Origin of the sequence: Streptomyces sp. NPDC126499 (assembly GCF_040302485.1) — a bacterium.
GTDB lineage: Bacteria > Actinomycetota > Actinomycetes > Streptomycetales > Streptomycetaceae > Streptomyces.
Genome location: NZ_JBEOUO010000017.1, coordinates 67170 through 78345, shown reverse-complemented (window position 1 = coordinate 78345; position 11176 = coordinate 67170). Strand labels below are relative to the sequence as shown.

The 11176-nt window shown below is 74.7% G+C and carries 10 protein-coding genes and 1 pseudogene; 6 read left to right on the top strand and 5 right to left on the bottom strand.

Features of this window, described 5'->3' with window-relative positions:
* Positions 1 to 11: 11 nt before the first annotated feature.
* Positions 12 to 1175 (bottom strand): DUF6777 domain-containing protein, encoded by a 1164-nt coding sequence (locus ABTZ91_RS24250; protein ID WP_352079322.1) that lies wholly within the window; start codon positions 1173 to 1175, stop codon positions 12 to 14.
* 190 nt (positions 1176 to 1365) lie between these two features.
* Between ABTZ91_RS24250 and ABTZ91_RS24245 the strand changes: the two are divergent.
* The 4 genes and pseudogenes from ABTZ91_RS24245 to ABTZ91_RS24230 all read left to right on the top strand — a co-directional run.
* Positions 1366 to 2193: pseudogene (locus ABTZ91_RS24245) on the top strand (YndJ family protein); the annotation flags it as partial.
* 197 nt (positions 2194 to 2390) lie between these two features.
* Positions 2391 to 3029: a DUF1990 domain-containing protein gene (locus ABTZ91_RS24240; protein WP_352079321.1), complete on the top strand. Its 639-nt coding sequence runs from the start codon at positions 2391 to 2393 to the stop codon at positions 3027 to 3029.
* Positions 3030 to 3177: 148 nt separating this feature from the next.
* Positions 3178 to 3342 carry a hypothetical protein gene (locus ABTZ91_RS24235; RefSeq protein WP_352079320.1) on the top strand — a complete coding sequence of 55 codons (165 nt, stop codon included), beginning with the start codon at positions 3178 to 3180 and terminating at the stop codon, positions 3340 to 3342.
* Between the two features lie 24 nt (positions 3343 to 3366).
* Positions 3367 to 4776 carry a lipase maturation factor family protein gene (locus tag ABTZ91_RS24230; protein WP_352079319.1) on the top strand — a complete coding sequence of 470 codons (1410 nt, stop codon included), beginning with the start codon at positions 3367 to 3369 and terminating at the stop codon, positions 4774 to 4776.
* Positions 4777 to 4858: 82 nt separating this feature from the next.
* Here ABTZ91_RS24230 and ABTZ91_RS24225 read toward each other — a convergent pair whose 3' ends face one another.
* The 3 genes from ABTZ91_RS24225 to ABTZ91_RS24215 all read right to left on the bottom strand — a co-directional run bounded on the left by ABTZ91_RS24225 (position 4859) and on the right by ABTZ91_RS24215 (position 7605).
* Positions 4859 to 5029: a hypothetical protein gene (locus tag ABTZ91_RS24225; RefSeq protein ID WP_352079318.1), complete on the bottom strand. Its 171-nt coding sequence runs from the start codon at positions 5027 to 5029 to the stop codon at positions 4859 to 4861.
* A gap of 312 nt (positions 5030 to 5341) precedes the next feature.
* A complete protein-coding gene (locus ABTZ91_RS24220) occupies positions 5342 to 6826 on the bottom strand; it encodes an SDR family NAD(P)-dependent oxidoreductase (protein WP_352079317.1) in 1485 nt (494 codons plus the stop codon).
* A 62-nt stretch (positions 6827 to 6888) separates the two neighbouring features.
* Complete coding sequence (locus ABTZ91_RS24215; protein ID WP_352079384.1) at positions 6889 to 7605, bottom strand: IucA/IucC family C-terminal-domain containing protein; 717 nt, start codon at positions 7603 to 7605, stop codon at positions 6889 to 6891.
* 250 nt (positions 7606 to 7855) lie between these two features.
* Between ABTZ91_RS24215 and ABTZ91_RS24210 the strand changes: the two genes are divergently transcribed.
* On the top strand, positions 7856 to 8593 hold the full coding sequence (locus ABTZ91_RS24210; RefSeq protein WP_352079316.1) for a carbonic anhydrase: 738 nt from the start codon (positions 7856 to 7858) through the stop codon (positions 8591 to 8593).
* 115 nt (positions 8594 to 8708) lie between these two features.
* The gene (locus ABTZ91_RS24205) at positions 8709 to 9755 is read left to right on the top strand and encodes a DMT family transporter (protein WP_352079315.1); all 1047 of its coding nucleotides are present in this window, start codon (positions 8709 to 8711) and stop codon (positions 9753 to 9755) included.
* Here ABTZ91_RS24205 and ABTZ91_RS24200 read toward each other — a convergent pair.
* Entirely contained in the window at positions 9636 to 11114 is a 1479-nt protein-coding gene (locus ABTZ91_RS24200; RefSeq protein ID WP_352079314.1) for a transglycosylase family protein, read from the bottom strand. The two genes, ABTZ91_RS24205 and ABTZ91_RS24200, sit on opposite strands and share 120 nt — an antisense overlap.
* Positions 11115 to 11176: the final 62 nt, after the last annotated feature.

The following is an 11176-nucleotide window of genomic DNA, read 5'->3' as shown; positions in this document are numbered from 1 at the left end:
CCACGGGTCCGTCAGCCCTCGAAGGTCTCGGGCTGCTGCGGGGCGGTCTCGTCCGGGAACAGCTCCTCGAAGGAGGGCGGCGGCTCGTGCGGCGGGTACTCCTGGGGGCCGTCGGGCGGCACGGGCGCGTCGGGCACGTCCGGCATGACGGGCTCGTCGGGGGCGGGCGCGGTCCCGCCGTCGTCCGGTGCCTCGGGGACGGGGTGGGTCATGCCGTCGTCCGGCGCCGGCACGTCGGGCTGCACCGGTGCGGTGGGGTCGGTGGGGCCGGTGGGGTCCCCGGGTGCCGTGGGCGCCGTGGGCGGCTCGGCGGCGCCGTCCGGCAGGGGCGCGGGCGGTGCGGCGACGAGGTCGCAGGAGGCGGGGGCGCACGGCGGCAGGACGTTTGGCCTGCGGTCCTGGTCTCCGCGGCTGCCGGTCCTCCGCTCGATCCAGGTGTTGTCGGCGTTGTTCGCGATCACCAGGCGGGTGACGACGGTGCTGGTCGGGGTGATGGCGAGGACCCGGTCGGGGCGGTAGCCGGGCCAGGGCTTCCCGGAGTGCGCGGCCCCCTGGGCGTCGGCCGGGGAGCGCAGCGGGTTGCCGCAGCCGCAGCGGACGCGCGGGGTTCCGTACGGGTCGACGAGGACGGCCGTGCCGGCCTGGAGGACGGACTGGAAGGCGGTGGGGCCGCCGTCGCGGAAGCCGTGGCTGGTGACCCGGGTGTCGGCGCGCAGCAGGACCGGGGTGAGCCCCCGCAGCCAGCCGGCGATGTTGTTCTCGGGGATGCCGGCGGCCTCGGCGAAGGCGCGGGCCCGGCCGCCGTCGGCGGTGAGGAGGGCGATCTGCTTCTCGACGTCGCAGCTGGCGACGGAGCGGGTGCCGCCGTAGAGGCCGGGGGTGGCGCCGGTGAGCGCGCGGCCGGCGGGTGCCGGCTCGCCGACGCCGGCGGCGGGCGGGGCGCCCGGGTGCGCGGGCGGTCCCTCCAGGACGGTGGACGGGGTGAAGGGGGCGGGGCCCGGGGAGTCGGCCGGCTGGAGCAGCACCTGGTCGGCGGCGGCCGCCGCCGCGGTCTGCCGCGCGCCCGGTTCGCCCCCATCGCCGGCGGAGCAGCCGGCGAGCAGCAGGGCCGAGGCCAGCGCGGTGACCGCGCCGGCAGCGGACCGCGAGGGCCATCGTCGGATTGCGTCGCGCACCTGGGTCTCCCGCCTGTTCGCCCCGTGTCGTTGCTTCATGTCTGCCGCAGGGGCGAGGGGGCCGCAATCGGGGCGCGTCCGAACGGTCCGCCCGTCGTCACCTCGTCACCGACCCCTCCCTTGAACACGTTCAAGGAACCCTCTACGCTCATCCCGAATGCATTGAACATGTTCAACAGGGGGTGCCGTCATGTCCGTCCTCGTCGGAGCGATCGTGATGCTCGGGATGCTGGTCGTGGTCCCGGCCGGGCTCCGGCTCGTCGACGGCCCCCGGCCGACCGGCCTGCGCCTCCTGGGCCGGGCCTGGCCTCTGCTGGCCGTCCCCGGTGCCGTCTCCCTCTGGCTCCCCCGCTCACCCCTGGCCGCCGCCCTGGCCGGCTGCTACGCCCTCGCCACCCTGGCGCTCGCGCTGCACGCCCCGGCCCGCCTCGCGCGCACCCGGTCCCTGGCCCCGGCCGAGATCGCGGTGCTCACCGCCCTCGCCACACCGTCCGTCGCGGGACTCGCCCTGGTCGCCGAACGCGCCGGACACGAACTGTTCGGCTTCGAGCTCGGGATCCTCGCCCTGACCGTGCCCCACTTCCACTTCGCGGGCTTCGCCGCCGCCCTGGTGGCGGGCCTCGTCTGCCGTACGGCCGAGAGCCGCGCGACCCGGTTCGCCGCCGTCAGCGTCCCCCTCGGCACCCTGCTCGTCCTGCTCGGCTACTTCGTCGACGACTGGGCCGAGCTGGCCGGGGCCCTCGTCCTCACCGCCGGCATGTGGGCCGTCGCGCTCGCCACCTGGCGCGAGCTGCGACCGGGCGCGCCCGACCGGGTCACCCGCGCGCTCTTCGCGGTCTCGGCGGCCGTCCTCGTCGCCACCATGCTGCTCGCGCTCAGCTGGGCGCTGGGCGAGGCCACCGGGCTTCCGCACCCGAGCCTGACCTGGATGGCCGCCACCCACGGTCTGGGCAACGCGATCGGCTTCGCGCTCTGCTCGCTGCTCGCCTGGCGCCGGCTGCGGCCGAGGCCCACGCCGAGGACCACAGCCGGGCCCACGCCCAGGTTCAGCCCCAGGACCACGCCCAGGGCCACGCGCACGACCGCAGCCAGGTTCACGCCCACGCCCACGCCCAGGCGCGGGCGCCGGCCCCGGACTCGTACGAGCACATCCGTCCCACCCGCCCCAGCCCTCACCGCTTCCCGTCCCACCGCCCACCGAACGGAGCTCGCGTCATGACCCGTCTCGTCCGCAGCCTCTCGGACACCCTCGGCACGCCGGGTCCCCGTGCGGCCGCCGGCCCGAACTACCCCGAGGTCGGCGCCACCCGCACCGGGCCGCTGCCCTCCGGATACCACCACCTCCACCACACCGTCCGGGTCGGCCACGGCCGGGCCGACTTCGCCGCCGCCGGGGCCGCCGTCACCACCTGGGCCATGCACCGCGCGACCGGCGCCCGGGTGGACAGCACGGCCGTGCGCGCCGAGCCGGGCGTCACCCTGGAGGTCTCGATGGGCCTCGGACCGGTCCGGTTCACCGCCCCCTGCCAGGTGATATGGACGGCGTACACCGACAGCGCCACCGGCTTCGCCTACGGCACCCTCGCCGGACACCCGGAGCGCGGCGAGGAGTCCTTCGTCGTGGACCTGCACGAGGACGGCACGGTCTGGTTCACGGTCACCGCGTTCAGCCGCGCCGCGGCCTGGTACACCCGGCTCGGCGGCCCCCTCGTACGCGCCCTCCAGCTCGCCTACGCCCGCCGCCTCGGGAGCCGCCTGGCCGCCCTGGTCGCGAGCCGCGCGGAGCGGGCCGCCGAGCCGCCGGAGCCGGGCCACGACGTCGAGACGCCACCGATGGCAGACGGCCGTCGATGAGACCGGCGCCGATGACGGACGGGTGCCGATCACGGACAGGCGCCGATCACAGACGGCCACCGATCACAGTCAGGCGCCGATGAGAGACGGACGCCGATGAGAGTTACGCTCCTTCTGTACTCCCGCGTGCTCCTCGAAGGAGGCGGCCATGAGCCAGTACGACGAGTACACCAGCCCCTCACAGGCCGAGGGCGAGCGTCTCGACGAGGACATGGACGCGCAGCAGAAGGCGCACATCCATCCGATGGTGACCCGCACGACCCCGTCCCAGGCAGAGGGTGAGCGCACGGCGACGGACGACGAGAAGCGCTGACGCCCCGCGCCGGACGCGGACACCGTGGAGTGGTTCACCGCCCCTGACTACTGGCTGAGCCGGATCGTCTTCCAGCGGGGGCTCGCCGGACTGTACCTGGTCGCCTTCGTCTCGGCCGGGCTGCAGTTCCGGGCCCTCATCGGCGAGCGCGGCATGCTGCCGGTGCCGGACTTCGTGCGCGTCGTCCCGGCGCGACGCGCGCCGAGCCTGTTCCAGTGGCGCTACTCGGACCGGCTCTTCGCGACGGTGGCGTGGACCGGGGCGGCGCTCGCCCTGGCCCTGATGGCAGGCGCGGGCGACGCGGTGCCGCTGCCCGTGTCGATGCTTCTGTGGCTGCTGATCTGGGCGATGTACCTGTCGATCGTCAACGTGGGGCAGACCTGGTACTCCTTCGGCTGGGAGTCCCTGCTCCTGGAGACCGGCTTCCTGGCCGTGCTGCTCGGCAACGACGACACGGGGCCGCCCGTCATCGTGCTGTTCCTGCTGCGCTGGCTGCTGTTCCGGGTGGAGTTCGGCGCCGGACTCATCAAGATCCGCGGCGACCGCTGCTGGCGCGACCTGACCTGCCTGCACCACCATCACGAGACCCAGCCGATGCCCGGCCCGCTGAGCTGGTTCTTCCACCACCTGCCGGGGCCCCTGCACAAGGTCGAGTGCGCGGCCAACCACGTCGTCCAGCTCGGGGTGCCCGTCCTGCTCTTCGCCCCGCAGCCGGTGGCGACGGCCGCGGCCGGGCTGATGGTGGTGACCCAGCTCTGGCTGGTGCTCTCCGGGAACTTCGCCTGGCTGAACTGGCTGACCATCGTGCTCGCGCTCTCGGCGGTGGACGGCTCGCTCCTGGTCGGCGACCACCCGCAGCCCGAGCCGCCGCTCTGGTACGTGGTCGTGGTGTGCGCCGCCGCGGCCCTGATCCTCTTCCGCAGCTACCACCCGGCGCGCAACCTGCTCTCGCGGCGGCAGGCGATGAACCGCTCGTACGACCCGCTGCACCTGGTCAACACCTACGGCGCCTTCGGCACGGTCGGCCGGGTGCGGGACGAGATCGTCATCGAGGGCACGGACGATCCGGACCCCGGCCCGGACACCGAGTGGAAGGAGTACGGCTTCAAGGGCAAGCCGGGCGATCCCCGCCGGCTCCCGCGCCAGTACGCCCCGTACCACCTGCGCCTGGACTGGCTGATGTGGTTCGCGGCGCTCTCCCCCGCCTACGCCCGCGACTGGTTCGGCCCGTTCGTCGAGCGCCTGCTCGCCGGCGACCGCGACACCCTGCGCCTGCTGCGCCACAACCCCTTCCCCGACGCGCCGCCCACCCACGTCCGGGCGCGCCTCTACCGCTACCGGTTCACGACCTGGCACGAGCTGCGGACGACCCGGGCGTGGTGGCACCGGACGCTCCTGAGGGAGTACATGCCGCCGGTGCGGCTGCGGGACTGACGGCCGAGAGCTCTCCGCCGGACACGCCCGTGCCCCCGGCCGAGGGATCGGTCGGGGGCACGGGCGGGGCGGCAGTCGCGACTCAGTCGATGCCGGGCAGGATGTGTGGCTCGGCGAGGTCGTCCTCGTAGCCGGCGAGGCGGATGGGGGCCGAGCGGGCCCACACTTCGAGGCTGCCGAGTTCTCCGGACCGGCGCGGACGCTCGGTCGGTTCGGCCGGAGGCTGGTCCTGCTTGGTCAGTTCTGGTGTCACCGCGCACTCCTTTGTGTCGCGTACAAGAGGGACGAGAGGCCGTTCGGTCGCGGTGGCGCCGTTCTGTGGGCGGGACCGCGGCCCTGGTGGAAGGCCTGTCCCCTGGCCGGCCGTGAGGGTTCGGTGAAACCCTGGTGGCCGACCGTGGACATCAGACTAACCAGATGAGCGCGTCAGCGCTCTATGGGGCACAAAAGTGTGACGCGATCGGGTGACATTGGCCCGTTTGCCGAGCTCAGACGCCCGATGATCGATCGGACGGCGCTCAGATGAGCACCGTCCGATGAGCACGGTCGGCTGACGACGGTCCGATCACCAGTTGCCCGGGGCGTAGTCCTTGAGGAAGACGCCGTACAGGTCCTCGCCCTGCTCGCCGCGCACGATCGGGTCGTAGACCCGGGCGGCGCCGTCGACCAGGTCGAGCGGGGCGTGGAAGCCCTCCTCGGCGAGGCGCAGCTTGTCGAAGTGGGGGCGCTCGTCGGTGATCCAGCCGGTGTCGACCGAGGTCATGAGGATGCCGTCGGTCTCGAACATCTCCTGGGCGCTGGTCCGCGTCACCATGTTGATCGCGGCCTTCGCGGCGTTGGTGTTGGGGTGGCCGGCGCCCTTGTAGCCGCGGCTGAAGACGCCCTCCATCGCGGAGACGTTGACGACGTACGCGCGGCGGCTGGCCGCCTTCGCCGCCGCCTCGGCCATCGCCGAGCGCAGCTTGCTGATCAGGATGAACGGGGCCGTGTAGTTGCACAGCTGGGTCTCGAGGAGCTCCACCGGGGAGATCTGCTCGATGGTCTGCACCCAGGTGTTGGTGTCGACGACGTCCGGCACCAGGCCGCCCGCGTCGATGGCCGTGCCGTCGAGGTGCCGGGCGACGCTGGCGTTGCCCGCGACCAGCGCGAGGTCCGCGACCGCCTGCGCGTCCAGGCCGCTGACGCCGGCCGGCAGCCCGGCCGGGCCGACGAGCTCGCCGACGGCGCCGGAGTTGAAGGCGCCGATGACGTGGTGGGCGGGCAGCTCGCCGGCGGGCAGCGGGGCGTTCTCGCCCTCGACCAGGGCGGCGTACGCGGTGGGCAGCCGGCGCACGGTCTGGGTCGCGTTGTTCACCAGGATGTCGAGCGGCCCGGCCTCGGCGACCTGGTCGGCGAGGGCCACGGCCTGCGCGGGGTCGCGCAGGTCGATGCCGACGACCTCCAGGCGGTGCATCCAGTCCGCGGAGTCCTCCATCGCCTTGAAGCGGCGGATGGCGTCCTTGGGGAAGCGGGTGGTGATGGTGGTGTGCGCGCCGTCGCGGAGCAGCCGCAGCGCGATGTACATGCCGATCTTGGCCCGGCCGCCGGTGAGCAGGGCGCGCTTGCCGGTGAGGTCGGCGCGGGCGTCGCGCCGGGCCCGGTTCTCGGCGGCGCACTTCTGGCAGAGCTGGTGGTAGAAGTAGTCGACCTCGACGTAGCGCGTCTTGCAGACGTAGCAGGAGCGGGGGCGCTGGAGTATTCCCGCGATCCGGCCTTCCTCCGTGACCGAGGAGGGCAGGAGGCCCTCGGTCTCGTCGTCGATGCGCTGGGCGGAGCCGGTCGCGGTGGCCTCGGTGACCGCCTTGTCGTGGGCGGTCTTGGCGGCCCGGCGCTCCTGGCGGCGGCGCTGCTTCACCGTCCGGTAGATGCCGGCGGTGGCGCGGCGGACGGCGATCGCGTCCGGGTGGTCGACCTCCAGCTTGTCGAGCTCGTCGAGCACGCTCAGGCAGACGGCCAGGCGCTCGGGGTCGATGCCCGGCCCGTAATCCTGGGTCTCTTCAGTCACCGTCATGGCCTTCGTCGTTCCTCGATCGCTCGCGCCTGCATTACGTCGGTACTCCCGAATCCGCAACTTTACGGAGCGGGGGGCCGCCGCTCCAAACCCGTTCGGGGCGGGTGGTCGAACACACAGTCGCCGCACAGTCCTCCGGAGGGGCAGCGGTAGTAGAGGCAGCAGCTGGTACGGCGCAGGGCGGGGCCCCGGACGGTGCGGGCCAGGTCGGGGTGGTCGAAGAGCCCCTGGACGAGCGCGGCGGCCCGTTCGGCGGCCTCGGGGCGGTCGTGGGCCCGGGCCCAGCGGAGGAGTTCGCGCAGGGCGCCGGCGAGCGCGGAGCCCGCGTTGCCCCACAGCAGGCGCGGGGAGATCCGGCCGTCGCGGGCGAAGGCCGCGTGCAGCGGGACGAGGTGGGCCTCGTGGACGGCGGCGCGCAGTTCGGCGACGGTGCCGGGCCGGGTCCCGGTGCCGGACCACCACAGGTCGTCGGGCGAGGTCAGGGCGCCGTCCCAGTGCAGGGTGCCGGGGGTCAGGTCGGGGAAGCGGCCGTGCAGGGCGGCGGGGCCGAGGGCCGTCGACCAGAGCCGGGCGGCCAGGCCGAGATGGGCGACGGACGCGCCGACCCGCCGCTCGGGCGCGCCCAGCCGGGCGGCGACCCGGTCGACGCGGGCGGCCAGCGGGGTGTCGTCGGCGCCGGAGTAGAGGAGGGCGAGGGGGCGGTGGGCGCCGCCGCACTCGGGAGGCGTGGTGCGCAGGGCGAAGAAGCCGCCGATGGACGCCGTGACGTCGAGGTCCAGGCGGACGTCCTCCGCCCCGGCGTCCCCCGCGCCGTTGTGCTCCGCTCCGGTGTCCTTCGCCCCCGTGTCACCCACCCCTGTGCCCCTTCCCCTGTGCGTCATCTGCCGCCTGCCGCCGGCCGCTCGCGTATGCAGCGGCTCATGAACGGTCCATGGGCGGTTCATGGACTCGGACGCTCTCGGTCAGCAACCGGTCATGACTCGACCAAACCTACCGCCGGGTGCCGGGAGGCCCCACGACGCTCGGGCCATGGACGCCATGACACCTCGCCCCTCCCGCGGCCGCCGCGGGCTGCTCGCCCTCGGTCTCGCCGCGCTGACGACCGCCGCCGCCCCGGCCGCCGCCGCGCCGGCCGCCGCCGCGCCCGCCGGCCCGGCCCCCGTCCCCCTACCCGCCCCGCGCCGTCCCGACGGTCCCCTTCCTCCGGCCGCCGGGCTCGCCGAGCTCCGGGCCGGCAACGCCCGTTACACCGCGCTCCGGCAGCGGCACCCCCACGAGGACGCGGCGTGGCGCGCGAGCATAGCGGTGGCCCAGCACCCCTTCGCCACCGTGCTGGGCTGCGTCGACTCGCGCGTCCCGCCCGAGCTCGTCTTCGACCAGGGCCTCGGTGACCTGCTGACCGTGCGCTCCGCGGGCCAGGCCCTGGACGAGGCGGTGCTCGGCTCGCTCCAGTTCGGCGTGGACGAGCTGGGCGTCCGGCTGATCGTCGTCCTCGGCCACGAGCGCTGCGGGGCCGCGGCGGCGGCCGTGGAGCACGTACGGACCGGGAAGCCGGTCTCTGGGCATCTGGCGCGGGTGGTCGAGGAGCTGACGCCGGCCGCGCGGTCGGCCCGCGGCCTGCCGGGCGACTGGGTGGAGAACACGGTGCGGGCCCAGGTCGACCGGGTGCGGCGCGGGCTGGCCCGGGACGCGGCCTTCTCGCGGGCCCTCGTGGTCGGTGCCCGCTTCGACCTGGACACCGGAAAAGTCACGTTCCACCCGTCCTGACCTCGGCGGCGTACATCCCTGGGCGTACGAGCGGGCCGCGTACTCCATCCGCGGTACGGGTGATCGCGTTCCCGGGTACGACGACGCGGACGCCCGGAAGAGAGATCGTGGAGGTATGAGCCCCCTCGTGCTGTCCGTCCTGCTCTCCCTGGTCTCCGCAGTCGCCTACGCGGCGGCGGCGATCGTGCAGGAACGGGTCGCGGCCTCGGCCGCGGGTCCGCGCTACGCCCCGCTGCGCCGTCCGGCGTGGTGGGTCGCCGTGCTGCTCAACGGTCTCGGCGCGGCCCTGCACGTCGCGGCGCTGGCGTACGGGCCGCTCAGCCTGGTCCAGCCCCTGGGCGCCCTCACGATCGTGTTCGCGCTGCCGATGGCGGCGCTGTTCGTGGGCCGCCGGGCCGGCCGTACCGCGTGGCGGGGCGCCGTCATGGCGACCGTCGGCCTGGCCGGGCTGCTCAGTCTCACGGGCGGCGACGGGGTGCGGTCCCTGTCCGACGACGCCCGGCACCTGCTGGCGCTCGGCACCTTCGGAGCGGTGGCGCTGCTGTTCGTGTTCGCCCACGTCGTGGTGCGGCGCGCGGTGCTGCACAGCGTGGTCCTCGCCGCCGCGGCCGGAGTGGCCTTCGGCCTCGCCTCGGTCTTCACGAAGACGGTGGCCGAGGAGTGGACGGCGAACGCCCCGCTGGCCGAGTGGACCAGTCTGCTGGTCCTCTCGGCGCTCGCGATCACGGGGCTGCTGCTGTCCCAGGCGTCGTACCGCGACGCGGGCCTGGCCGCGCCGCTGGCGACCGTCACCGTGGTGAACCCGGTGATCGCCGCCGTGGTGGGACTGACCCTGTTCGGCGAGTCGTTCCGCTACGGGGCGGCCGGCACCGTCGCCGCGTTGATCTGCGGCGCGGTGGCGGCGGGCGGCCTGGTGCAGCTCACGGTCCACCGCCTGACGGCCGACCGGCAGAGCGAGGACCCGGCGGCTGGGCGGCAGTCGGCGACCACCGCCCGGCCGGGCGCCGACCGCCCGGCCCCGCCCCCGGGCTCGCCGTCGGTGTCAGATCGACACGCCACGGGCCCTGAGGTAGGCCAGCGGGTCGATGTCGGACCCGTACCCGGGACCCGTGCGCACCTCGAAGTGGAGATGCGGTCCCGAACTGTTGCCGGTCGACCCTGACCGGCCGATCCGTTGACCGGTGTTGACCCGCTGGCCCTCGCGGACGGTGAGGGCGGAGAGGTGGGCGTACTGGCTGTAGCGCCCGTCCTGGTGGCGGATGACGACCTCGTAGCCGTAGGCGCCGCCCCATCCGGCCGAGACGACCCGGCCGGTGGCCACGGCCCGTACGGAGGTGCCCGTGGGGACGGGGAAGTCGACGCCCGTGTGGTAGCCGCTGGACCAGGAGGAGCCCTGCTTGCGGTAGCGGGTGCCGACGTCGGAGTCGGCGACGGGTGAGGTGAAGCCGGCGGCCGGTGGCTTCGGCGCGGGCCGGACGGGCGGCTTGGGCGCGGGCCGGACGGCCGGGCGGGCCGGGGGCTTGGCGGAGGGCTTCGCCGGGGGCCTGGCGGCCGGCTTGGTGACGGGCTTCGGCGCGGGGCGGTGGACCGGCTGCGCGGCCGGGCGGGTGGGCGTCGGCCGGGCGGCGGGGGCGCTGGGCGCCGGCTTGGCGGTGGGCGCGGTGGAGGGCCGCGCGGGCGGCGCGGTGGGCGGCTTCGCCGTCGTCTTCGGCTCGGGTGTCGGCTTGGGGAGCTGCTTCGGCGGGGCGGGCGGCTGCGTGGACGGCCGCGGGGACGGCTTCTGCTGCGGTCGCGTGTCGGGCCGGGCGGAGGGGGGCGCGGCCGGGACGGCGATGCGCAGCGTGAGGCGCTGGCCGGGGTGGATCAGGTCGGGGTCGTCGCCGACCACCGTGCGGTTCGCCTCGTACAGCCGGGGCCAACCGCCGCGTACATGCTGATCGCGGGCGATCTTGGACAGGGAGTCGCCGGGAGTGACCGTGTACATCTCGCGGACGGTCGGCACGGTGGTCGGGCTCGCGGGCGCTCCCCCGCCGGCCGGCCCGGTCCGCTGGGCGGGTAACGCGACCTGCGTCAGGGGGCGGACGCCCGCCGTCTGGGGAGCGGCCCCGGGGGCCTCGTCGCCGCGGTCGAGTCCGGCGCGGTCGAGTCCGGCGCCCGGGGCGCAGGCGGGCCAGGCGCCGGGCCCCTGACCCTTGAGCACGCGTTCGGCGACGGCGATCTGCTGGTCCTTGGAGGCGAGGTCGGCGCGCGGCGCGAAGTGGGTGCCGCCGTAGCGCTCCCAGGTGGCCTGGCTGAACTGCAGACCGCCGAAGTAGCCGTTGCCGGTGTTGATCTGCCAGTTGGACGAGGACTCGCAGGACGCGAGCTTCTCCCAGACGTCCAGCGAGGCGGCCTGCGCCGTGCCCGCGCCGATCAGCGGCAGGGCCATGCCCGCGCCGCCGGCGGTGACGGTCAGCGAGGCACGGTTGATCCGGCTCGGCTGGTACCGGCGGTGTTTCCCGCGTGTCCCGCGTACGGCCATGGGCCCCCCTCGAACGCATCGGCAGTCGCCCACGGTAGGGGCGGGCAACCGTGCGTGACAAG

Excerpts from the sequence above, each read along its gene's own strand:
- ABTZ91_RS24240 (WP_352079321.1), top strand. The coding sequence starts at position 2,391 with ATGACCCGTCTCGTCCGCAGCCTCTCGGACACCCTCGGCACGCCGGGT.
- ABTZ91_RS24235 (WP_352079320.1), top strand. The coding sequence starts at position 3,178 with ATGAGCCAGTACGACGAGTACACCAGCCCCTCACAGGCCGAGGGCGAG.
- ABTZ91_RS24220 (WP_352079317.1), bottom strand. The coding sequence starts at position 6,826 with ATGACGGTGACTGAAGAGACCCAGGATTACGGGCCGGGCATCGACCCC.
- ABTZ91_RS24210 (WP_352079316.1), top strand. The coding sequence starts at position 7,856 with ATGGACGCCATGACACCTCGCCCCTCCCGCGGCCGCCGCGGGCTGCTC.
- ABTZ91_RS24205 (WP_352079315.1), top strand. The coding sequence starts at position 8,709 with ATGAGCCCCCTCGTGCTGTCCGTCCTGCTCTCCCTGGTCTCCGCAGTC.
- ABTZ91_RS24200 (WP_352079314.1), bottom strand. The coding sequence starts at position 11,114 with ATGGCCGTACGCGGGACACGCGGGAAACACCGCCGGTACCAGCCGAGC.